Below are 23,297 nucleotides of genomic sequence, written 5' to 3' on the forward strand. Positions count from 1 at the left end.
TCGCGCACCCGCAACCCGACCGCCGGATCCCCTTGCCCGGCAAGCATTTCCTGGAGTGCGGCGAGCTGGTCCCGGACCCCGTCGGGCAGTGCGTGGTGTTCAAGCCTGCCGTCCGCGGCCAGCGCGGTGTACTCGGCGATCCGGGCGCGCACGACATCGGTCGGCAGGGTCAGGTCGGGCAGCCCGTGGGTGAGCCGGTCGTACTCGGCCTCGGCCTGTCGCTGCGCCGTGCTCCGCGGCGAGGCGAAGGAGACCTCGATGGTGACCCGGCGCCGGTCCTCATGCGTGCCCACGCCGTCGCCGGTCCGGGTGCGGATCTTGATGTCCCCGGCCGCCACGGTGGGTCGATTCCCTTGCAGCGCGGCGAGTTCCGCGGTCAGTGCCGCCCGGTAGGCCGCCTGCACGTGCTCGGCGCGCTGTCGCGCGGCCGGGCTGGCCGTGCCCACGCCGAGGAAGCCGCGGCGGCCGTTGCCGTAGCCGGTGATCGTGACCTCGGGCGCGGGCAGTCCCAGTTCCGCGCGCAGCACCGCCGCACGGGCCACCTCGCGCGCGCCCGCCCGGATCCCGCCGCCCGCCTGCGCGGGCACGGTGCGCTGCCCCTGCTCGAACCAGACGCCGACCGGGTCCAGCTCGTGCACTCCGCCCAATGCCACCGTGACCAGCGGGTTGGCGTGCGCCGCCTGCTGCTCGAAGAAGGACTCCCCAGGTTCCTTCGTGTACATCCTGAAGTGCCAGCGCTGCGGGCCCGGCACCACGTTCAGCTCGACGGCCATCGCCTGCCAGGCCCGCCGCCGCGCCTCGGGGGTCGCGTTGTCATAGCCCGTGTCCGCGATCGCGCCGAGTGCGTTCGCCAGCACGCGGTGCCGCTCCAGTCGCCGCGCTTCGGCAGTGTCCCCGGCCTCACGGGCCAGCTCCACCCTGGTGCCGAGAGCCGCGGCAATCCGTTCGAACCCGTTGTGCCGGGCCAGGTTCTCGTTGATCGCGGTCCGGACGGCGGCCTCGAACTCCGCGGCGTGCGCGTGGTTCTCCAGCGTGACCTGGGTGCGGCCATCGGCGCTTTCGGCGATCACCGTGGCGAAGTGGTACCCGGCCGCGGTCCGCCCGTCCGGCACCGACACCCGCACGTACAGCTCCCCCGGCTTGGCCCAGGCGAACTGGTTGAGCCCGGCCCGGCGCGCCGCCTCCGCCATCCGCGCCCGCTCGGGCGGGTGGCCGAACATCCCGCCGTAGCGGCGTCCGGGCAGTGGCCCGCCGGGGATACCGCCCACCTGCCGGGTGTCCCGCCCGGCGAATGCCGCTGCCGAGTCAGCATCCACTTCGGACACCGCGTCCCGTGCCACACTCTCCGCCAAGCCCTCGGCCAGGTGCAGGGTTCCGGGCATCTCAAGGTTGTCATCGGTGTTGACCCGCGCGATCGCGTTGGCACCACCCGGTTCGCGGAACAGCAACGTGTCAGTCTGGGCGCCGTGCACGAGCCCGGCGAAGTCCCGGCCGGCCTCGGCCAGTTCCGCCGGCATCCTGGGCGTCACCCGGTGCAGCACCTGCTCGTCGCCGACAATCACCCGGGAGTCCTGGACCTCGAACTCGATCCGGCTGCCCAGCCGCCGCAACGTTTCCCGAGCCCTGTCCAGCACCTCCGGGGTGGCAAAGAACTCCCTGGCCTCGTTCGCGGGCTCGCCGCCGTTGAGCGCGAGCGTCCCGTCCCGCGCGATCCGCAAGTCCGGCCGATCCTGCCTGTTGAACCCGCTCTCCGGCCGGCCGGCGGCGGGAAAGTCGTTGCCGGGCAACGGCTCCACGGCGATCGGCCGCAGCGACTCGAACAGCGACACGCCCTCGGGTTCGGTCCGGTAGTCGCGGGTGAAGTTGGGCCGGTGGGCAAGCGCGTGCTCGGCGATCTCCACGAACCCGCCACCGTTGTCCACGTTGATCGCGGCGAAGGCCGGCACCAGGTTGATCGGCTGGGTCGGCGCGAAGACCCGCCGGTGCTGCCCGCGTTCGGTCAGCCGCCGACGGAAGTCGTAGCCACCGCCACCGGACTCGTTGCGCTGCCCCGATTCGCAGGCCAGCAACACGATCGGCGCGTCCGGCCGTTCCCGCAACGCCCGCTGGAAGTCGGGGTCGGCCAGCGCGATGTCGGCCAGGGTGGCGCCGTCGATCCGGAGGGTGCCCTGGTGCGTGGCAGCCCGGAAGCGCTCAGGACCCGCGTGCAGGTAGAGGAAGATCGGCTTGCGGGCGGGATCGGCGCTGTCCCACTGGGCGCGGTGGATGACAGCGGACTGTCCACTGTGGAGTGTGTGGTAATCGCGGACCGGATGGGCGGTGGTACTCTCCGCCCACGACCTGGCCACCCGGTCATCGCCCTTCCTGGTGGGCAGGGCGATGCCGAGGACCTCCTCGTCGGCGTCACGCATCGGGTCCCGCCGCGCCTGGGGCAGCTCGAAGGTCATCGCCCGGTTGAACGGGCCGAGCCCGGTGCCCAGCGGGGCCTTCGGCACGACCGCCCCGTCCGGCAGCACCTTGGTGACCGGGCCTTGCACCGCGGCCTCCTGACCGGCGGCCGGCACCTCACCGATGGCCAGTTCCACCAAGTGGAAGAACCGGTCCGGCATCCGCACCGCACCCGGATCCACCACGGTGTAATCCCCCATGAGGGTGCCCGCGATGTCCGGGCCGCCCGGCTGAGCCCCGTTCTCGTCCACCAGGCCGAGCATGTGCCCGAACTCGTGCGCGCTGGTCGTCGGATGCTGCCCCGGATGCCAGTTGTTCTGATCGACCGGACGCCCCGGATCCATCGTCACCACATGCCGGTGCCCGTCCGCGGTGTCCGGCACCAACCGGAAATGCAGCCGATCACCGTTGGGCCGGGTCCGCGGCCCACCATCGGCGTCCCGGTTGAAGTACTCGTCAATCCCCCTCCTGGCACTCTGCAACGCTGCTTCCCGCACGGCCTCGCTGTGCCGCCCCTCGGGATCCAGGTCGACCCGCACGGTCACCACGGTCGTCGGCTGACCGTGAATCGGCCCGCGCCACACCTCGAACGCCGACCGCTCCAGCACCGGCTCGGACGAGTGCACCACCCGCCTGCGCCCCGGCTGCCCCGGAACCGGCTCCCACCGCCACTCACCCGGCTGGGTCCGCACCCGTCCGCGCCGGTGCGCCCCTGGGAAGAACTCCACCTGCGCCAGGCGGTTCCGCCACCCCGCGTGGCCTGCCTCGGTGGCGGGGATCTCCGTCGACGCGCTGGACTCGCCCGAGGTGCTGGACTCCTCATCCCAGGGGTTCAGCGCGTCCTCGATCTGCTCCCGGTGCTCGGGCAGCAGCTGGTACAGCAGCACCAGTGGTTCTGGTTCACGGTCGAGCACGCCCTCCCCGCCGACGGGCTCCCGATCGGTGAGGTTCTCCAGCGAGTCGAGCACGGCCTGGACGTCGACCGCACGGCCGATCGCACGGTTGTGCCAGATCTGCATCACCACGTCGACCAGTGCGCGGTTGACCCGCCGCCGCGCGGCGAGGGTGTAGTAGTTGCGCATCAGCTCGACGTCCTCGCGGAAGTCCTCATCGGCCCGCTGCCAGGACATCGGCTCGGCTTCGACGAGGTCGGCGAAGGCGTAGGCACGAGCGTCGGTGATCGCCACCACGGGGGTGACGGTCGGGTAGTAGTCGTGCCAGTCATCCGGGTTCTGCTCGCGTTCGGTCATCAGCTGATCCCGCACGGCTTCGGCGGTGCCCTGGTAATGCCTGGCGTCTCGCGGGTCCAGGTTCATCGCGGCGAGCCACTGCTCGACGGTCAGCAGCCCGTCGGGGTGCGCGGTCGGATCGAACACCGCCCAGTGACCACCGTGCGGATCGTCCACGAACAGCGTGGTGGCCACGTGGTAGTGCATCGGGACGGGCAGCGGCCGGTTGTTGGTGGCGTGCTCGGCGGTAGTGAGCCGCATGTGCAGCGCGCCGTACCCGGCCGCGAAGATCTTGTGCGGCTCGGCGCCGAGCTGCCAGAGGGCCAGGGCAATGCCGTGTGCGCGGAAGTAACACCCGTCCTCGGGGTAGTCGTGCGGCAGCGGGAGGGCGCCGTAGCGGTGGTGGTCGAAGGTCAGCTCCCGCATCCGCCGGAACCAGTCCTGAGCCTGTTCCAGCGGCACCGGATCCGAATTCACCTGGCCCAGCAGGTGTTTCAGGTAGCCGGATTCCTCCGGCCGGGACGTCAGCAGGTCCGGGTACAGGTCGCGGCCGAACTCCACCCGATATGCCTCCGACACGGCCAGGATCGCCCGCGCATCCCGGTTCAGCCCGCCGAGCAGCGTCACCGCACCCTCGAAGTCGCCGTTCTCGACCCGTGTCCCCACCTCCCGCGCCAGTTCCACCACCTGCGCCAGGTCGACCGGTTGCTCGCCAGGAGGCACGGCGGTCGAGTCGACCGGACGCTCCGCGGCGGGGTCGGCCGGGAACACGCTGACCCGGCCCATGACCTGCAACGCGCGCTGGTAATTCGCCGTCGAGAGCCGCCCGTCCTCGTGCGCGGCGGAGAGCACCTCGGCCACCCTGGTCGAGAGCCTGCTCGAGTCAGGCAGCCCCATCAGGCGGTGCAGCCGGCCGAGCAGCCTGCCGCCGTCGACCGCGGGCTCGGCCAGCGTCAGGACCACGGCCTGGTGGGCGCGAGCGACCGCGGGCGAAGGCAGCGGCGCGCGCGGCACCCGCGCACCGCCCGGCAGTTGCCGGGTGACCGGGCCCGGCACCGGCGCCGCGATCTCCTGGCCGGACAACGGCACCTCACCGATGGCCAGTTCCGCGAGCTGGAAGAACCGGTCCGGCATCCGCACCGCACCCGGCTCGACCGCGGTGTAGTCCCCCATGAGCGTGCCCTCGACGTCCAGCTCACCCGGCTGGGCCCCGTTCTCGTCCACCAATCCGAGCATGTGGCCGAACTCGTGCGCCCCGGTCACCGGCGACTGCCCCGGATGCCAGTTGTTCTGATCAACCGGACGCCCCGGATCCATCGTCACCACATGCCGGTGCCCGTCCTCGCTGTCCGGCACCAACCGGAAATGCAACCGATCACCGTTCGGCCGGAAACGCGGCCCACCATCGGCATCCCGGTTGAAATACCGGTCGACCCCGCGCCGGGCGTCCCGCAGCACCGCGTCCCGGACGGCCTCGCCGTGCCGCCCCTCGGGATCCAGGTCTACCCGCACGGTCACCACGGTCGTCGGCTGATCGTTCATCAGCCCGCGCCACACCTCGAACGCCGACCGCTCCGACACCGGCTCGGACAGGTGCACCACCCGCCTGCGCCCCGGCTGCCCCGGAACCGGCTCCCACCGCCACTCACCCGGCTGGGATCTCGTCCGCCCGCGCCGATGCACCCCGGTGGCGAACTCCACCTGGTCCAGCCACCGCGTCCACGACGCCTCGTCGGCGGTGTCCACCATCGATACGTCGGACTCGCCCGAGGTGCTGGACTCGTTGTCCGCCACGGGGTCCAGCGCGTCCTCGATCTGTTCCTGGTACTCGGGCAGCAGTTCGTACAGTCGTGCCAACGGTTCTGGTTCGCGACCGAGCAGCCCCGCCCGGCCGACGGGCTCCCGCTCGGCGATGGCGGCGAGGGAGTCGAGCACGTCCTGGACGTCGACCTGGTGGCCGGTCCGCTGGGCCAGGTCGACCCGCGCCGCCACATCGGCCAGCGCGCGATTCACCCGCCGCCGTGCGGCGAAGGCGTAGTAGCTGCGCATGTTCTCGACGTCGCTGCGGAATTCCTGGTCGGCCCGGCGCAAGGAGGTGGGCATGGGTTCGACGAGTTCGGCGAACTCGTAGGTGCGGGCGCCGGTGATCACCGCGATGGGGGTGTCGACCGGGTAGTCGTCCTCCCACCCGCCCGGATTCTGCGCGCGCTCGGTCATCAGCCGCTGCCGGACGGATTCGGTGGTGCCCGCGTAGCGCCGGACGGCCCCCGGGGCCAGGTTCATCGCGGCGAGCCACTGGTTGACGGTCAGCAGCCCGCCGGGGCCCACGGTCGGGTCGAACACCGCCCAGGACGGGCCGCGCGGACCGTCCACGAGCAGCGTGGTGGCCACGTGGAAGTCCAGCGGGAGGTCCACCGGCTGGTCGTTGGTGGCGTCCTCGGCGGTGGTGACGCGCAGCTCCATGTCGGGCCCGGCCGCGAAGATCTTGTGCGGCTGAGCGCCGAGCTGCCAGAGGGCCAGCGAGATGCGGTGCGCGCGGAAGTAGCACCCGTCCTCGGGGTAGTCGTGCGGCAGCGTCAGGGCGCCGGAGCGGGGGTGGTCGAAGGTCAGCTCCCGCATCCGCTGGAACCAGTCCTGGGCCTGCTCCAGCGGCACCGGATCCGGGTTCACCCGGCCCAGCAGGTGATCCAGGTAGGCCGATTCCGCCGGCCTGGACGCCAGCAGGTCCGCATACAGGTCGCGGTCGAACGCCGACCGGTAGGCATCGGTCACGGCCTGGATTGCCTGCAGGTCCCGGTTCAGCCCGCCGAGCAGCGTCACCGCGCCCTCGAAATCGCCGGTGCGGACCCGGGTCCCCACCTCCCGCGCCAGTTCCGCCACCTCCGGCAGGTCGGCCGGGGACTCGTCAGCGGGCACGGCGGTCGACTCGACCGGGCGTGCCGCGGCGGGGTCGGCCGGGAACACCGTGATCCGGCCCATGACCTGCAGCGCGCGCTGGTAGTTCGCCGTGGAGAGCCGCCCATCGTCGTGCGCGGCGGAGAGCACCTCGGCCAGGCGGGTGGAGAGCCTGCCGGAGTCGGGCAGCCCCATCAGTCTGTGCAGCTGGCCGAGCAGCCTGCCGCCGTCAACCGCGGGTTCGGCCAGCAGCTGGACCACGGCCTGATGCGCGCGAGCGACCGCGGGCGCGGGCAGTGGCGCGCGCGGCACCCGGGCGCCGGGCGGCAGTTGCGGGGTGGCCGACTGCTCCGCCACCTCGGCGCGCCGACCGCTCTCCGCCGCGTACATCCCGGCGATCTCGTTGTCGTACAACGCCTTGGCGTCCCACCACGCCTGCTCCGCCGCGCGCTCGGCGTCCACCGCGGCGCGTTCCCTGGCCACCGCCTCGGTGTAGCGCCGCTTGTCCGCCGTGCTGACGCCACCCCGGTCCAGCGCCACCGCGCCCAGCTCGCGCTTGCGGTTGATCAGCCGGCGCAGTTCGGTGTCCGCCTTGAACAACGCCTGCCGCCGGTGCTCCAGCTGGCGGCGGGCCGAGGACAGCCCCCGGGGGCGGGCGGCCGCGGCGTTCCTGGCGATGGTGAACTGCTCGCGGACGGTGTCCAGGTGGGCCTGCTGGCGCTGGATGCGGGTGTCGAGTTCGTGCAGCCGGTCCGCGCTCGCCCTGGCCCGCCGCCGCTCGCCCGCCTCGATCGGGCGGCCGGCCTCCTCGGCCGCCACAGTCGCCGCGATCCGGCGTTGTTCCGCGCTCAGCCACGCCTTTCCCTGGTCCGCCAGGTCTCTGGTGGCGGTGACCAGCGTGTCCGGCAGGGCCTGCCCGGTCAGCGCGGCGGCGTCGGGCTCGCGCACCCGCAGCGCGTAGGCGTCGTGCACCCGCAGGTCCTGGTAGGTGGCCTGGTCCCGGTCCCCGCCGAACGCGGGCTTGGACCGGCGCCGCGCGACCACCCGGAACTCCGCACCGGCCAGCAGGACCCGGGAGAGCTGATCCCCGTCCTTGTTCGTCCACGGCATCAGCGGGTCGTGGGCCGGGCCGTCCTCGTCGAGCCTGGTGGCCTTCAGCCGGTCCGACTCGGGGCCGGTGAGCACCCGCCCCTGGCGCAGCGCGTAGGCCGCGTTGTCACCAAAGGGGGTCCGGCTCGGGGGTTGCGCGGGTTCGACACCGGTGGCCCGCTCCACGGTGGTCGACTGCCCGGCGGCGCCGAACGGCGTGTTCTGGACCAGCGTGGTCTCCTGGCCGGTCTTGACCGTCACCTCGGTCGCCTGCCGGGAGGTCGTGTACGAGCCGACCCGGACACTGGCGCTGGCGCCGGCGAACCTCGGCTGGGCGGGCAGCCGGAAGTGGATCTCCAGGTCCCGGTCGACGCCCCCGGGCAGCGGCACGGCGAAGGTCCCGTCGGCGGCGGCGGACAGTCCGGCGCGCACGGTCGCCGGGGTGATGGCCGCCTGCAGCGTGCGCCTGATCTTCGGGGTGATCCGGACCCCGGACCCGGCCAGCACCTCCCTGGCCTGCGCGCGCAGGGCCTCGACATCGCCGAAGTAGTGCTCGGCCCAGTAGCCCTCGAGCGCGGGCAGCTTCGGCGCGGGCGTGCCGTCGGCCAGCTGTGCCCGCCAGGTCGCCAGGTCCTGTTCGGACAGTGTGCCGGTCACCGGGCGGGGTCCGGTCTCGGTGGCGCCGAGCCGTCCGCCGTGTTCGGGCGCCGGGTAGGACTCCTCCGCGATCTTGGTGATCCGCACGTCCTCGGTCACCGGGAGCGCGGCGATCGTGCGGCCGTGCCGCTGGATCCGCAGGTTCAGCTCCAGCCTGCCCTGGTGCACGGCGGCAGGCCCGGCGAAGGTGCCGGAGTGGTTGTGCTTGACCGACTTTTCTGCCGTCTTCTTCCGTCCCCGCCGCCCCGCCGCGATCTCCACGCCGAGACCCGCGCCCACCTGACCGTCGGCGTGGCGGGTGCGGGCCTCGCCTGCCGAGGACGCCCCTGCCCGGGGACCTCGTGTCCTTCTGAGCACCATCGCCACGCGGGCCAGGAACATGCCGTTGACCAGCGTGCGCGCCCTGATCCTGGTGTCCTGGCCGCCGAATTCGGCGCTGACGGTGGCTTTGAGCTTGCCGACGTTGCGCACCACACCGCGTTCGGGGGCCTCGGTGAAGGCCGCGTCCAGGGTCAGCTCATAGGTTTGGCCGCTGAAGCGGAGTTCAGCGCGGATCGGGTTGGCCTGGCCGCCGTTGAGCGAGTTGTGCACCGCGCCGTTGACCTCGGACAGGAACCGTTTGACCGCGTCGATGTTGCCGTTCTTGGGATCCAGGCTGCTCTCCGGCAGCAGCCGGGCCGCCAGGTCGGGACCGATGCCGGGCGCCTGGGCCAGTTCCGCGCGGAGGTCGGCGATCCGCGGACTCAGGTCGATCCGCTCGATGATGCCGCCGAGGCCGATCGACTGCCCCGCCGACTCCCCCGGCCGCAGCGAGGGCGGCGGCTCGATCCCCCGGTCCGCGGGCGTCGCCGCGTCCTCCCGCGGCGGCGGGGTCCCGGTGCTCAGTTCGTGCAGCTGGTCCTCGGTGAGCCAGACCAGCGCCGACTCCGGCAGGTCGAGGACCTCGCCCGCGGTCCGGGCCGGATCCGGCTCGGCCAGGCCGAAGCTGAGGTTGCCCCGGTACCGCGCCTCCGCGACCACGGTGGCCTCGATGTCGAGGCGGGCCAGGACCACCTTGGTCGGCAGCTCGCGGAGCGCGATCTTCTCCCCGCCCTTGAGGTTCACGGCCTGGGACTCGCCGCGCTCGACGGTGAAGGCCGAGGCCGAGACCCCGAAGACGCCCCGGGGCGAGACCCGGACGCCGCCGTCGGTCTCCGAGTGACCCGCGCTCGTCAGCACGGGCACGGCGATGACGTAACCGCCGTAGCGGTCGGTGGTCCCGGCGCCGCCGGTGGCCTTGCTGGAACTCTCCAGCTGCCGGGTGACCTCCTGGTACTCCGCCGCGCTGACCTGCCGTGCGGACAACCGGGGCCGGAAGGACACACCCAGCGCGCCGAAGAGGTCCGCCGCGCGACGGCCGTGCAGCAGCTTGGTCGAGTCGATCACCGTGGTGCGGTTGAACAATCGCGGGTCCCGCCGCAGCGCCTCCGGGGCGAGCCGGGAGTTGATCGAGTAGGCGATGTCCCCGACCCGCGAGCGCACCACCGGATCCCGTTCGGTGGCCAGGCTCAGCATCTCCTCCGCCGAACGCTGCACCGCCGCCGCGCCGGTGAAGGCGAGGATCTCGACATCGTCGAAGGAGCGGGACAGCGCGGCGGGCAGCGCGTGCGGGGCCGGCGCGTCGGCCAGCGGTCGGTTGGGCCGGGGCTGGATCGCCTGCTCCTGATTGGGATCCCCGTTGGTGAGCAACACTTCCGGCAGCACCATCCGCAGCGGGACGGTGATCGGGTCGGGCGCGGTGAGCTGCGCGTGCGCGGGCAGGTGCCGGCCCCGGCGACCAAAGCTGATCTTGCGGATCGCCTGGGTGTGCCGCCGGTCGGCGTGGATCTCGCTGGTGATGGTCAGTTCGGCCCGGAACTGGCGGACCGGGCGGTCGCCGAGCTTGCCCTGCTCGGTGAGCGAGCCGCCCCGCCACCGCTCGACGTTGTGCTTGCCGCCCAAGGTCTGCGTGGTCTCCTGCGCCCAGGTCCGCGCGCCGCGGGCGCCGAAGTACAGCGCCCCGAACGCCTCGGTGCCACCGGTCTTGCCCAGCGGGCCCAGCAGGCGGCCCTGCGGACCGCCGCCGAGTCCGGTCTCCCGGCCGTGTCCGCTGTCGACACCGGTGACGTCCTTGGCCCGGTAGATCGCCAGCAACTCCTCGGCGGTGAGCGGGTTGCCTTCCTTGATGGCGCCGATCTCGGCCTTGACCACGATCGTGGTGCGGTAGTCGTGGAAGTACCCGGCGCGCCGGACTGGGACGTGCAGGCCGGGGCCGATCAGCCGGTTGGTCAGGCGGTTGATCTCCAGTTCGGACAGCGCCAAGGTCAGCGCCTTGCCCCGTTCCAGCGCCGCCAGTGCCTTGGAGGTGAGCTGGCCGTCCTTGATGTCGGGGTCGGTGAAGGACCGGATGAGCTTGTCCTTGTTGAGGTACCAGCCCTTCTGCAGCGGCACGTCACCCAGCAGCGGCCGCAGCGCCCGCGCCAGCAGCTGGCCGCTGCTGACCTCCTCCACCATGCCCAGGACGGCCTGCCCGGTCTCGAACTCCCGCGGCCCGAAACGGGTCCGGTCCGCGCCGGAGCGGAACTCGGTGTCCTGGGGATCGGCCTCGACCAGCCCTGCCCACCCGGCCTCGCGGGCGGTGGTCCACTGCACGGCGCCGACGTTGCCGCGCAACCGCCACGGCTGCTCGCCGTTGCGACCGACCTGCCGGACCTCAATGTCGTAGACCAGCTCGTACCGAACGGCATCCCCGGTGATCTTGAGCGCTTCCTTGGCCGCGGTGGACCCGGTGACCCCGCCGGTGGCGCCCTGTTCCAGGGTGGCGTCGGAGGTGAGCCCGCCCGCCGCGGTGAACGCGGGCTCGAACTCGGCGCCGCCACCGAGGAAGGCGTGTACCCCGGACCGGCGTTTCACCCCTTGCTTGCCGGTGTGCTCGTAGTGCTCGTGCGTGCGCTGGGTGATGCTGACGCCGCTCTTGGTCTGGTCCACCCGCACCCAGCGGGCGACCGCGCGCATCTCCAGCTGGGTGCTGCGCTGCCGCCACTCGAACCCGCCCCGGTTCTTGCCCTTGAAGATCACCGGCGACCGGATCCACTTCTTGTCCTGGTACGCCTCGTCCTTCCGCGTGCGCACCTCGGGCGGGTCGCTGGGATCGCGGTCGTCGTAGAGCGCCATCGCCCGCAACTTGGCCGCGATATTGCCCGCACTGAGAAACTCCTGGATCGCCTCCCGCCCCTCAGACCCGATCGCGGTCGCCCCGGCGTATCGCGGGCCCAGCTTCTCGATGACCTGATCGGCGAAGGTCGGGATGTCAGTGGGCTGCGGCCCACGATTGACCACAACGGACTCCACAAGCGTGTGCCCCGGCAACCGAACCAGCCTCGGCGCCGACCGCTGTCCGCCCTCCCCCAGCAGCCGCCGCCGCTCGGCCCGCCCGACCGGACTGACCCCAAGCTTGGCCAGCGCCCGAGCCCGCGCCGGCCGAATCACCCCACCCCAGCCAGCCCGCTCGGCCCGCAACACCCTGGCGCCCGCACCGTCCCGGCTGCCGAGATCCACCGGCATGGCCAGGGTGACCTCGGCGTCCGCGGTGACCACCGGCCCGCCCACCGGCGACCGGACGAGGTTCCCCGCGTCGTCGTAAAGGCCGAACTCCACCCGGAACGGCACGGAGACCTCATGCGGCGAGCCATGCTCGATCTCCGCAGACCCACCCAGCTCCTGCCGCAACTCACTGCCGACCTCCTCGGTCGGCGCGGACTGCACGGAGGGAACCACCTGCACGATGACCCCCGGCAGCCCGGTGAATCGCAGCACCGGCGCGATGTTGTTGTCCCGCCGATCCGCCTCCCGCACCGCGGAACTCACCTTGGACTTCGATGCCTGTTCGAGGTGGTACCCGGCCTTTCCCTTGTCCCGCAACCCATCCCCGGCCCAGTCGAACCGCGAGGCGATCCGCAACTGGTAGTACTTCCCATCCCCCTTCACCCGCACCCGGAGCCCATCCCCCAGCGTGCCCGCCATGTCCTGCGCCAACATCTCGCCGATTTCCTTGGCGCCATCCCATTTCTTGACCTGCGGCGCGATCTGCCGCAACCGCGCCTCGACGTCCAGCGCGGTGCCCCGGGCGTGCTCCTTCTGCTGGGCGGCGCCGAGAGATCGGCTGTCTCGCAGGTAGCGCGGCAGGCCGTCCCGGAGCTGCTGCGCGGTGAGGGGGCCGTCGTGGTCGCCACCCGGCTCAGGCGGGTCTGATGGCGGCGGCGCGCCCGTTTCCACCGGGTCACCGGCCACGGGCGCGGTCGCGGATTCCAGCGCGGCCACGGGTGCCGCTGCGGATTCCGGCTGGGGCCCGGCGGTGACGGGCGGGCCGACGGGTCCGGGCCGCACCTCGGCGACAAGCTGCGCCAAGCCCTTCGGGTAACCGCCTTCAACCACCCCGAACAGATCCTTGGCGAGCGGCGGACCGGCGTCGAGGCGCGCCACGCGATGCACAACCGCGGTCTCCGGGCTCTGCGAAACCACCCGGAAGCGAAGCAAGTCCCCGTTGGGCAGCCTCAGCCCAGGCTTGTTGAGCCGCGCGTCAACATCGTCCCGCGCCTCCCGCAACAACTCCCGCCGACCCTGCTCGCCACTCCGCCCCGCCGGATCAACCGCCACCACAACAGTGACCTCAGTGGTCGCCACCCCATCCTGCACCGCCCGCCGCACCTCAAACCCAGCCCGCTGCTCCACAGCAGCCCCAGCGAGCTGCTCGCGCCCGTGTACCAGGGCCGGGGCTTGGATGTTCGCGGCGGGGGCGGTGCTCGGCTCGGACGCGACCTCGGTTTCCGGGGCGGGGCCGGTGTCACTGTCGGAGCCGGTGTCGGCGAGCGCTTCGAGGCTGAGGGGTGGAGCGGCGCTCGGACTCACCGCGGGCCCGTTGCCGGAGAACACCGCCGGCACATCGGTCTCGGTCCGGGGCGCGAGTCCGGGCGGAGCGTGCGCGATGTGCGGGGTGGCCACGTCGGTGCGGAGATTGTCGATACGGAGGCTGTCGGTGCGGAGGCTGTCGGCCGGGGTGGGGTTGGTGCTGCTGCGGACGTTGTGTTCCGGGCCGCTGCGGGTTTCCGGCTGCGGGCCAGTGGGTTGCAGGCCAGCTGACTGCGAGGCGCCAGGCTGCGGAGCAACAGGCAGCGAGGCGCCACGCTGCCCGGCCGACTGCTCCGACACCGTCCCTGCCGCCGCACTCGGCCCCGGCACCGACACCGGCGAATCCACCACCATCGACGGCGGCCCCCCATGCGCCACGGACGACCCACCCGACGCCCCCAGCACCCCGCCAGACCCAGAGTGAGTGGCCTGCCACTCACTGGCCCCACGAACCGCCCCAGGCTGAGTGGCCTGCCACTCACCCGCCCCACCAACCGAACGAGACTGAGTGGCCTGCCACTCAGCCGACCCGCGAGCCGAACCAGACTGAGTGGCCTGCCACTCATCGGTCTGACCTCGCGGAGCCAGCCCATCCGGCTGCCGCGGGGAAACGCCCGGCAACGACTGGTCTGGCTGGGGCTCAGGCGCCCGCGGGTGCGAAACGGGCGGCTGGACGGCCCCGGACACGTCGGCACCGGGAACACCCGCCCCCGGCACAGGCGGCCCCGCAACCGGAACGGGCGGACCCCCGAGCGATGCCGACGGACCCGCAACCGGAACGGGCAGTCCCGCGACGGGAGTGGGCGGCCCCGCGACCGGCGCCGACGGACCCGCGGCCGGCGCCGGTGCGTGCGCATCGGGGCGAGCCGGGACCTCAGCCACCGGCGGCAACCCCACACCTCCAGGCGACGACGGCGCACCGCCAGGCGGAGACGGCACGCCCCCCGGTTGCGACGGCACATCACCCGGCAACGACCCCACCCCGCCAGGCGCCGCCACCTCACCGGGCCGCGACCCCACGTCACCCGGCGGCGACCCCACGTCACCCGGCGACGACGAGACACTCCCTGGCCGCCCCGACACCCCATCCGGCGACGAACTCACGCCACCAGGCGGCAGACCCACTCCTCCCGGCGGCAAACTCACGCCACCAGGCGGCAGACCCACTCCCCCCGACAACGACCTGGCGCCACCAGGCGGCAAAGCCGCTCCGCCCGGCAGCGAACTCCCACCCACGGGCGGCAATCCCGCTCCTACCGGCGATGAGCCCACTCCCCCGGGCGGCCCCGAAACCCCACCCGGCGACGACGGCGACACCGGCGACGCCCCAGGCCCCAACGGCCCCCCGCTCGGTCCACCCCGATGCCCGCCACCCTCCTTCTCCCCAACACTCCCCGCCCCACCCCCCAGAACGCCCCGATCTCCCCCCTTGGCAACGCCCCCGCCAACTACCCCCGAACCCCCAACCCCACCCCCACCAAGCCCCCCTCCCCCAATGGATCCCGCATCCAAACCATCCACAATGGACGGCCCATGCAGCGACCCGGCAATCCGATCCCCAACCCCACTGGCCCCCTTCTCCGCCCCACCACTGAACGCACCACCAACCGCGCCCACCCACAAATCATCAAAACCGCCACCACTGGCAGCCGCGCCGACGGCGCCCGCCGCGACGTCGGCCACAGCTTCGGTGGCACCATGGAAAAGAAGGGAGTTCCCAACATTGGGCCGCCAGTTGTTCATGCCAATATGCATGCCGCCCGCGACGCCCCCTGCCACCGCGCCACCAAGAGCCGACATGCCAAGACTCAAGGTGTCCCAGGCCTGGCGGTTGCCTTCGGCGAACTGGATCAGCTGGACGGCGACGTCCTGGAGGACCTCCTCGACGCCCTCCTCGATCGCCTCGGCCAGGAGGCGGGCGGCCCAGTGCATTTTCCCGGCGATGCGGCCGATCGCGAAGCGGGCGCTGGTGATGAAACCGGGCACCAGGGGGGCGGTGAACGGGCTTGCCAGGGCCCAGAGGATGGAGTTGACGAAGAAGATGATCTCGATGAGCATCGAGTAGGTGCCTTGTTCGACGTCCAGGGCGAGTTTGCGCAGGCTGCCGGACAGCTCGTGGACGGACTTTTCCAGTTGTGGCAAGGATTCCACGAGCTTGTGCACGAAGTCGCGGAAGCCCTTGCCCATCCGCTCGCTGACCGCGCCCTCCACCGAGCCGATCTGCGAACGGACGTTCTCGCCCAGTTCCCGGACCAGTCCACTGAGGACTTCATAGGCGTCGCCGAGGGCGCGGGCCTGGTTCGGGCTGACCCTGGGGACCTTCGAGCCGGCGACCAGGATCACCAGGGGCTCGTACTTGGGGTCGAACTCGATGGTCACCGGCGAGGGCCTCGGCTCGCGCGGAGGCGGCGCGGCGCGTCAAGCCGCTCCGACTGCCCCGCACCCGACATCGGCACCCGCGCACCCTTCACCCATTGACCTGTCCGGCAGTAGAACGAGCGCATCGTGGGCGTGGCAACCCGAATGGCCTAACTCCAGCGCGGAAGTGAAACCCCGTTGCCCTGAAGTACTCCGGCCAGGGGTTGGGTTCCGCGGTGGTGGCGCGATCCGCCGAAGGCAGGTGACTTCGGGTCGAACACGCCGCGGCGCACCGCGGACAGCTGCTGGTGCAGGGTGCTGGCGAGTCTGCTCCAGGGTTGCCAGCCGCGTTGTTCGGTCACGTAGGCCCAGCCGGCGTTGGCGGCCGCGATCTCACGCAGCACCTGCTCCGTCAGCAACTCGGGGGTGTCGTTGACCAGGCGGCCGAACCGCTCCCGTGGCAGCTGCTCCGCCCAGGCGGGCACCTCCAGGTTCTCGTGCAGGCTCATCGGGCCGTCGAAGGGCAGCACCAGGTCGGCGAAGTCCAGGTACCGCGGATGGGGGTAGCCCGCGCAGTTGAGGACCAGCCACGCGCAGTCCGCGCTGCGGGACATCCCAGCCAGCTGCCGGTAGAACGGCAACCGGTTCGCGGTGCCCTGCACCCGGTCGAAGAACACCCCGTCCACCCGGTACCAGGCCCGGTGCCGGACCAGTTCCCGGTACACCCGCTCCCGGGCGCAGCGGCCGTGACTGGTGTCGACGTAGCCCAGCACCCGCGTGCCGGCGAACTTGAGCTGTTGCACCATCCACTGGAGCTTCGGCTCCGGCCGGGGGCCCGCGCCACCGTCCACATTGAGCACCACCGCGCACTCCGGACCCACCGCGCCGGTCAGCCGCCGCCAGTCCGCGGGCGCGGTGTCGGGCTGGAAGTACGCGGGAACCAGGAGCCCGCCGCGCCAGGACCCGTTGAGCTGCAACACACTTCCTCCGGATTGGACAGTGGCGGCCGCGATCGCCGGTCACGCTCGGGAATGACGAATCCAGGATTCACCAGAGTGCTGCCTGAATCGATGTACGAAGAACGTTCGGGCAGAACTGCTTCACTATTCCCCCGGCCCGTGACGATGTTCGCTCGGGCAACTGTGGAGAACCGATGACCACTTCCCGTCAAGTTCGCTGGCCGGGACCTGGTCCGTGCAAGTATCGGCGGAGCGGCCCTTCGGCCAAGGGAAGCGAGGAGCGGCGGTATTCGATTTCCCATTCACCCCTCGGGAGCCGAGATGAGAACCACCAAGGTCGCGGTGCTGGCCTCGGACCAGTTGATCGGAGCCGAATCGGTCGGCCTCGTGCGCAGCGCGCGGGACCTCGAACACGTGGATCTCGCCGCGGCGGAGGTGGTGCTGCTCATCGAGCACGTGGTCACCCGCTCGTCCTTCGCCGCGCTGCACCGCTGCTACCCGCGACTACCCGCCACGCCCCCGACGCGCTGCGTGGTGGTGACCGACCACCTCGAACCCGGGACCATGGCCTACGCGCTCTCCTGCGGCCTGGCCGCCGTGCTGCCGCTGCAGGAGATCGACGGCCTGCGCCTGACCCAGGCGATTTTGTCGGTGCGCCAGGGCAACGCGCATTTCCCAGCGCAGCTGCAGGGCGCGCTGGTCAGCGAACTTGCCCGGATTCACCAGGACGTGCTCGCGCCCAGCGGCCTGACCGCGGCCGGACTGACCGAGCGCGAGGTCGATGTGCTCACCCTGCTCGCCGACGGATTCGACACCGACGAGATCGCCGCCAAGCTGTGCTACTCCGAGCGCACCGTCAAGAATGTGCTCTATCGCATGATGACCCGGTACAACCTCGGCAACCGCACCGAGGCGGTCGCCTTCGCCGTCCGCGCCGGGGTGTGCTGATCAGCGCCGACCGAAAGTGTGACAGTCCCGTTTCGGCACGGGCGCTGCCACTTCGGCCCGTGCATACTGCGGCAATGTGCGCGGACATTCTGGTGGCCGAGGACAATTCCCGGCAGGCGGAACTGATCCGCCGGTACCTCGAACACGACGGGCACACGGTGTCGGTCGTCTTCGACGGCGAGTCCGCCCTGACCAGGACCCGCCAGCTCAAGCCGGACATGATCGTGCTGGACGTGATGATGCCCGGCCTCAGCGGCCTGGAGGTGTGCGCCCGGCTGCGCGCGGAGTCCGATGTGGCCATCGTGCTGCTCACCGCGCGGTCCATGGAACCCGATGTGCTGACCGGATTCGACCTCGGCGCCGACGACTACATCACCAAACCGTTCCGGCCCCGGCAACTGGTGGCTAGGGTGCGCAGCATCCTGCGCCGCACCAGCCCACGGCCGGCCGAGGCCACCGACAGTCCACTGTTGAGCGTCGGCGAGATCACCGTGGACCGGGTGGCGCACAAGGTCTGCGTACGCGGCCAGCGGGTGGACATCACACCGGCGGAGTTCCGGCTGCTCAGTATCTTCGCCGCGGCGCCCAACCGGGTGTTCACCCGCAAACAACTCATCGAGGACGCCTTCGGCACCGAGTTCATGACCGAGCGCGCGGTGGACGTGCGCATCATGAAGCTGCGCAAGAAAATCGAGATCGATCCGCGGCGGCCCCGGCTGCTGGTGACGGTCTACGGCATCGGGTACAAGCTCGCCGACGACAAGGACTGAGACGAACCCCATGGCCGGCCGGAACACTCTGCTGCTTCGGTTCTTCGCGGTGTGCCTGGTCATCGCGGCGGGTTCGATCGTGGCCACCACCCTGCTCACCACCACCGTCGCCACCGGGCCGGAGCAGCAGTCCCGCTCGATCGAGGCCGACGGCAAGCTCTACCAGCGGTTGCTCGACTACGCCGCCACGCACCAGGACTGGTCCAGGATCCAGCCCGTGCTGGACTCGCTGCGGGCCGAGACCGGCAGGCAGATCGTGTTGCGCGGCAAGGATGGCCAGTTCATCGCGGACAACGCGCCGGAGGGCGCCGCGGCCGCGGTGCCGCTGGCCGCGCCGAGCACGCTGGTCGATCCACTGCACGTCGACCAGGCCGTCAAACCCGGTCCGGCCATCGATCCCAGGGCGCTCGGCCCGTACCAGCTGTCCACAGTGGACGGTGAGCGGCTGTGGCAGCTCGCCGGCGCCGCGGCGCGCTGCGATACCCGGCTGCGGATGGAGGTCGATCCGGCGGGCCGCCCGCACCTGGTCCAGCCCGACGGCAGCCGGGTCACCTGGAGCACGCCGGGCACTCCCTGCCTGCCGGACCCGCGACAGCTGACGCGGTCCACCCCCGGCGAACTGGCAACCAATGCCGCACTGCTCGATAAGCTCACAGACTGCCTGCGGCGCAACGGGTTCCCAGCGTCCACTGTGGACACTAACTGGGCCGAACCGGCGAACTCGCGATGGTTCCTGACCCCACCGCCGCCGGGTTCGCCCACGCAGGTCGCCGACTGCCTCACCGCCGCGCGACGGGACCAGCTCGCCGGATCGGTCGCGCCGCCCGCCCTGCTCTACCTCTCCCCCACCGCGATCCCGGCCCCGGCCGTGCTGAGCTTCGACCGGCTGCCGCGGATCCTGCTGATCATGACGGCGATCCTGGTGCTGGCCGGTGCGGCCGCCTGGCTGCTGGCCAACCAGCTGGTCCGGCCGATCCGGGAGCTGACCGAGGCCGCCCGCCGCCTCGGCACGGGCGACCGCGAGGCGCGGGTGTGCACCACCGCGCGGGGCGAGATCGGGGAACTGGCCCGCGCCTTCAACCTGATGTCCATCCGGGTCACCCTGACCGAGGCCCAGCGCCAGGCGCTGATCAGCGATGTCGCGCACGAACTGCGCACCCCGGTGGGCAACATCACCGGCTGGCTGGAGGCGGTCCAAGATGGACTGGCCGCCCCAGACCCGCAGCTGACCGCCATGCTGCTGGAGGAATCGCTGTTCCTGGAACGCCTGGTCGACGATCTCCAGGACGTGGCCCAGGCCGACGCAGGAACTTTGCGCCTGCACCCCGAACCCATCAACACCGCCGACGTCATCGAGCACGTGGTGAGCGCGCACCGGGTGCTGGCCGAGGGCAACGAGGTGGCGCTGCGCACGGATGTGGACGGTCCGCTGCACCTGACCGCGGATCCGGTCCGGCTGCGCCAGGCGCTGGGCAACCTGGTGTCCAACGCGTTGCGCTACACCCAGCCCGGCGGCGAGGTGGTGGTGACCGGCCGGGTCGACGAGCACGAGGCCGTGCTGGAGGTCGCCGACACCGGGATCGGCATCGCGGCCGAGGATCTCCCGCACGTGTTCGACCGGTTCTGGCGCGCGGACAAGTCGCGCAGCAGGCGCACCGGCGGCAGCGGCCTGGGGCTGACCATCACCCGGTATCTGGTGGAGGCACACGGCGGCACGATCCGGGTGACCAGCGAGGTCGGCCGCGGCAGCACCTTCCGCGTCGTGCTGCCGGTCCAGCACTGACTCACCGGCGGGTGGAGTGGGTGTTAGCGTCCGGATCCGTGCTGGATCAACGTCTTCGGGGTTGACTCGGGGTTGGCCAGGTGGCCGAGGGACAGGATGTGGTCGGCCAGGTCGAGCAGGTCCCGTCGCGCCCGCGGGGCGGCGCAGGCCAGGTTGAGGCGCCGGACAGCGGTGGCGTGGGCCTGGTCGACGGCGTGCAGGCACGCCTCGCGCGCCCCGGTCTGGCCGATGAGTGTGACGGCGAGCCGCACCTGTTCCGTGGACAGCTCGCCGGGCTGCTCGTAAAGCACCCGCAGGCGCTGGGCTTGTGGACTGACCTCGGCCAGGGCCACGGTGACCGGGAAGGTCTTCTTGCGGGAGCGGATGTCGGAGGCGGCGGGCTTGCCGGTCTGCTGCTCGGTGCCCCAGACGCCGAGGTAGTCATCGCGGAGCTGGAAGGCGATGCCCAGATGGCGGCCGAAGCTGCCCAGGGCCTCCGCCTGGCCTGCCCCGGCCCCGGCCAGCAGCGCGCCCAGCTCGCAGGCGGCCTGCAGGAGCACGGCGGTCTTGCCGGTGGCCATCGCGGTGTACTGCTCGGCGGCCACGGACGGCCGGGTCTGGAACGCGACGTCGAGGACCTGGCCGAGGACCAGCTCGCGCAGCGTGCGGGCCAGGCACACCAGCGCGAGTTCGGCGCGGCGGGGCGCGCGGGAGAGGGTGTCCAGGGCGAGTGCGGTCAGCGCGTCCCCGGCCAGGATGGCTGGGCCCACGCCGTAGGCCCGCCAGGCGGCGGCCCGGTGCCTGCGCAGGCCGTCGCCGTCGATGATGTCGTCGTGCAGCAGCGAGGCGTTGTGCACCAGCTCGACCGCCACCGCGGCGGGCAGTCCGGCGTCCTGCTGTCCGCAGCCGGCCGCGCACAGCAGGGCCAGCGCCGGGCGCAGGGATTTCCCGGCCTGGCCTGCGTGGTCCAGGCCGAGTTGGTGGCGGGCGGCGCCCAGCACCGGCTCGGGCAGCGACTCCACCGCCTCGGCGAGGGCGGGAGCCACCCGCGCGGCCAGCTCGGCCAGCAGCGTGGCAACGGTCATGACGGCTCCAGCAGGAACCGGGCGAGCGCGTCCCAGGCCCCGGTGGGGGCGCCCCCGAGCAGGGTGCCGGCCAGCCGGAGGGCGCGGTCCAGGACCTGGTCGGTGGCCGGTGGTCCGGAGAGGCCGTAGAGGGCGCGCGCCCAGACCGGCAGCATGGCGTACGCGGCTAGGGCGACCGGGGCCCACACCGGCGCCAGCAGGCCCTGCGGCAGCTGCACCCGCGGCACGACCAGGTAGACGGCGGTGCCGATGGCCTCCTTGGTGACGTGCAGGTCGGCCCGGACGCGCTCGTAGTACTCGGCCACCCGCTGGGCACTGTCCGGGACCGTGTCCGGGTCGAGGCCGACCAGCGCGGCGCGGGCGGTCTGCTCGGCGTAGTAGTCATCGACCTGCCGCGGACTCAGCCGCAGCCCGGTCCGGACGGCGGCGTCCAGATAGGACTCGACCTCCACCACGTGCACCCAGCGCAGCAGGTCCGGGCTGTCCACCCGGTACTCCTCGCCGGTGGCCGGATCGTAGGCGGTCAGCGCCGCGTGCACCGCCCGCAGCCGCTCGCCTGCCGCCTGTGCCTCGGCCACGGTGCCCTCGGTGGTGGCCTGGAGGTAGCGCCGGACGGCGGCCAGGCGCTGCAACGGCTGCTCGCGGTAGGAGCTGTTCTGCGCCACCGCCGCCACCGCCCTGGGGTGCAGGGCCTGCAGGAACAGGGCGCGGAACCCGCCGAGTGCGCTGACCGGTTCCTTGATCACCTGCCGGGTCACCGAGTCCGGGCCGTACATTGGCTCGTCGGGTGCCCAGCCCGTCATGGCCGCCTCCCTGCGGTCAGGACGCGCCACAGCACGCTGGGATGGGCCAGTGCAACGGGGCTGTCGAGCATGTTCAGCACCCGGGCGAACCGGTGGAAGACGGTGGGGCTGCTGGGAATGAGCCGCTGTAATCGCCGGAGGTACCAGCGGGCGGCGCGGGCCGCCAGCGGCGGGCGGCCTGGCTGCCAGCAGCGGTCGGAGGCGGCGGCCAGCAGCCACGGTGCCAGGGTGAGGCGGGCCTGGCGGCGGTGGAATCGCCGTGGCAGCCCAGTCAGGCGGGGCCGACGGTTCAGGATCCGGTCCAGCAGTCGGGCTTCCAGGGCGGCCACGGCCATGCCCTGGCCGTAAATCGGGTTGAACGCGCAGACGGCGTCGCCGAGGACGAGCAGTCCGGCCGGCCAGTGGCGCAGGCGGTGGTAGTGCACGCGACGATTCACGGCGCGGGAGTACTGGGCGATCTCGGGGGCCGGTTGACGGGCTGCGGTGGCCTCGGCGAGGCCGGGGTCCAGGGCGGCCACGAAGGCGGTGAACTCCTCGTCGGTGCGCGGGGCTCGCTCGTGCGCGGCATGCAGGGCTAGGAGCAACCGCCCGTTCTCGACGGTGGTGGCGAAGCAGCCGCGGCGGGCGTCCGGGTGCCGCAGCGGCTGCACCAGGTGCTGGTACCCGGTCACGGCGCCGGGCTGGGGCAGATAGACCCGGGTGGCGTAGCCGACGCCGGGGTCCACGGTGGTCTGGCGTGGCAACGGGAGACCGAGGTCGGCCAGCCAGGCGGGCAGCCGGGAGGAGCGGCCGCCGGCGTCGACCACGAGTTGCGCGGTGATGGTGGTGGCCTGGAGTGGCCGATCTCCGCAGGCCAGCACGCGTACCCCGCGCACCCCTCGGCCGGTCTGGTCCGGGAGCAACGCCGTCACCCGGCACCCGGTGCGGATGGTGACGGGGCCCAGCGCCCGCACCCGCCGCCGCAGGATGTATTCCAGCAGTGGACGGCTGACCGGCTGGGCGAGGATTCCTGAGGCCAGCTGAGGGGCGAGGCCGGTGGCGAAGCGGAACCGGACATCCTGACAGAAGTCGATCACCGGTGCGCCCTCGGCGCGCAACTCCGCGCGCAGCCCGGGGAACAGGCTCTCGAAGACCTCCGCGCCCCGGGTCAGCAGGCCGTGCGGGTGCCGGTCCTGGGGCGTGCCCGGCCGGGGTGTGGGCCCATCGGGGAGCCGGTCCCGCTCGATGAGCGTGACCGTGGCGAAGTGGTCGGCGAGCACCCGGGCCGCGAGCAGCCCGGCGATGCCCGCCCCAATCACCACGGCGTGCTCATGCCGCGCGCCCATCAGGTCTCCTTCTCGGTGTGTTCCGGCGAGTTGGGCCAACTGG

The 23,297-nt window shown here is 72.1% G+C and carries 8 protein-coding genes and 1 pseudogene (1 of these 9 running past the window's edge); 3 read left to right on the top strand and 6 right to left on the bottom strand.

What is annotated here, in order from left to right; genetic code table 11:
- From ACTOWY_RS08360 to ACTOWY_RS08370, 3 genes and pseudogenes are all read right to left on the bottom strand, one after another.
- Nucleotides 1-13,544, bottom strand: partial view of a protein-glutamine glutaminase family protein gene (locus ACTOWY_RS08360; RefSeq protein WP_441309130.1) — the 5' portion only. It extends 17,491 nt beyond the left edge of the window; only the first 13,544 of its 31,035 coding nucleotides appear in the window; it begins with the start codon at nucleotides 13,542-13,544; the stop codon falls past the left edge of the window.
- Nucleotides 13,545-15,296: 1,752 nt separating this feature from the next.
- Nucleotides 15,297-15,623: pseudogene (locus tag ACTOWY_RS08365) on the bottom strand (WXG100-like domain-containing protein); the annotation flags it as partial.
- 149 nt (nucleotides 15,624-15,772) lie between these two features.
- Complete coding sequence (locus ACTOWY_RS08370) at nucleotides 15,773-16,579, bottom strand: spherulation-specific family 4 protein (RefSeq protein WP_247765021.1); 807 nt, start codon at nucleotides 16,577-16,579, stop codon at nucleotides 15,773-15,775.
- 303 nt (nucleotides 16,580-16,882) lie between these two features.
- On the opposite strand from ACTOWY_RS08370, the gene ACTOWY_RS08375 reads away from it, so the two are divergent.
- The 3 genes from ACTOWY_RS08375 (at nucleotide 16,883) to ACTOWY_RS08385 (ending at nucleotide 20,062) form a co-directional block, all read left to right on the top strand.
- A complete protein-coding gene (locus ACTOWY_RS08375; protein WP_247765022.1) occupies nucleotides 16,883-17,509 on the top strand; it encodes a helix-turn-helix transcriptional regulator in 627 nt (208 codons plus the stop codon).
- Between the two features lie 74 nt (nucleotides 17,510-17,583).
- On the top strand, nucleotides 17,584-18,279 hold the full coding sequence (locus ACTOWY_RS08380) for a response regulator transcription factor (protein ID WP_247765023.1): 696 nt from the start codon (nucleotides 17,584-17,586) through the stop codon (nucleotides 18,277-18,279).
- Nucleotides 18,280-18,289: 10 nt separating this feature from the next.
- Nucleotides 18,290-20,062, top strand: a complete 1,773-nt coding sequence (locus tag ACTOWY_RS08385) for an ATP-binding protein (protein ID WP_441309036.1) — start codon at nucleotides 18,290-18,292, stop codon at nucleotides 20,060-20,062.
- A 23-nt stretch (nucleotides 20,063-20,085) separates the two neighbouring features.
- Here the strand turns inward: ACTOWY_RS08385 and ACTOWY_RS08390 are convergent, their stop codons facing one another.
- From ACTOWY_RS08390 to ACTOWY_RS08400, 3 genes are read right to left on the bottom strand one after another with little or no spacing between them, the layout of a single operon-like run.
- Nucleotides 20,086-21,126: a polyprenyl synthetase family protein gene (locus ACTOWY_RS08390; RefSeq protein ID WP_441309037.1), complete on the bottom strand. Its 1,041-nt coding sequence runs from the start codon at nucleotides 21,124-21,126 to the stop codon at nucleotides 20,086-20,088.
- A complete protein-coding gene (locus ACTOWY_RS08395; protein WP_441309038.1) occupies nucleotides 21,123-21,929 on the bottom strand; it encodes an oxygenase MpaB family protein in 807 nt (268 codons plus the stop codon). Before ACTOWY_RS08395 ends, ACTOWY_RS08390 begins: the two co-directional genes overlap by 4 nt.
- Nucleotides 21,926-23,254, bottom strand: a complete 1,329-nt coding sequence (locus ACTOWY_RS08400; protein WP_441309039.1) for an FAD-dependent oxidoreductase — start codon at nucleotides 23,252-23,254, stop codon at nucleotides 21,926-21,928. Before ACTOWY_RS08400 ends, ACTOWY_RS08395 begins: the two co-directional genes overlap by 4 nt.
- Nucleotides 23,255-23,297 lie beyond the last annotated feature (43 nt).

This window comes from Crossiella sp. CA198, assembly GCF_052078295.1.
In the GTDB taxonomy this organism is placed as follows: domain Bacteria; phylum Actinomycetota; class Actinomycetes; order Mycobacteriales; family Pseudonocardiaceae; genus Crossiella.